Origin of the sequence: Pseudoflavonifractor phocaeensis, assembly GCF_016901735.1 — a bacterium.
Lineage (GTDB): Bacteria > Bacillota > Clostridia > Oscillospirales > Oscillospiraceae > Pseudoflavonifractor_A.
Window position 1 is genome coordinate 1 of sequence record NZ_JACLZC010000155.1, and the last position, 976, is coordinate 976.

The 976-nt window shown below is 59.0% G+C and carries 1 protein-coding gene; it reads left to right on the top strand.

The genetic code is table 11. From position 1 onward, the window contains the following. On the top strand, positions 1 to 976 hold a 976-nt coding region (locus H7U37_RS14985; protein WP_204876960.1), incomplete at both ends, for a fibronectin type III-like domain-contianing protein.

Here is a 976-nt window from a genome sequence, read left to right on the forward strand (position 1 = left end):
CCGCCATCTATGTCCTGGCCCGCAACTCCGGCGAAGGTTCCGACCGTAAGCTGGAAGGCGGCGACTACTACCTGACCGATGAAGAGGCCTACAACCTGACCCTGCTGGGCCAGAAGTTTGAGAACGTGATCGTCGTCATCAACGCCGGCGGCATCATCGACACCAACTTCTTCAACGGCAAGGGCGGCTATGACGCCGACGACGCATGCAACCGCGGCCAGATCGAGGGCCTGGACGCCCTGGTCCTCATGTCTCAGGCCGGCCAGAACGGCGGCTACGCGCTGGTGGAAGTGCTCAACGGCACCGTCACTCCTTCCGGCAAGCTGACCGATACCTGGGCCATCAACTACGAGGATTATCCCTCCGCCGAGGGCTTCTCCTATCTGGACGGCAACACCTATGAGGAGTACTACACCGACGACATCTATGTGGGCTACCGCTACTTTGATACCTTTGGTGTGGATGTGGCCTATCCCTTTGGCTACGGCGGCTCTTACACCAGCTTTACCATCGACGTGACCGACGTCACCGCCAGTGCGGATAAGGTTACCGTCACCGCCGACGTGACCAACACCGGCTCTGTTACCGGTCAGGAGGTCGTGGAGGTTTACTTCTCCGCTCCCGACGGCTCCATCGACAAGCCCTATCAGGAGCTGGCCGGCTACAAGAAGGTGGAAGTGGAGCCCGGCGAGACCAGAACTGTCAAGATTTCCTTTGACACTGCCGATATGTCCAGCTATGACGAAAACAACGAGCAGTATGTTCTCGAGGACGGCGACTACGTCATCCGCGTGGGCAACAGCTCCAGAAACACCGTGCAGGCTGCCACCATCAACCTGAATGCCGATGTGGTCACCGAGATCTGCACCAATCTGCTGGGTCTGACCAAGGACGACATGCAGGCCGGCACCTATGACGCCGACGCCGGCTACATCCTCAACTATGAGGACCCCGCCACCCATAAGAATCCCACCTA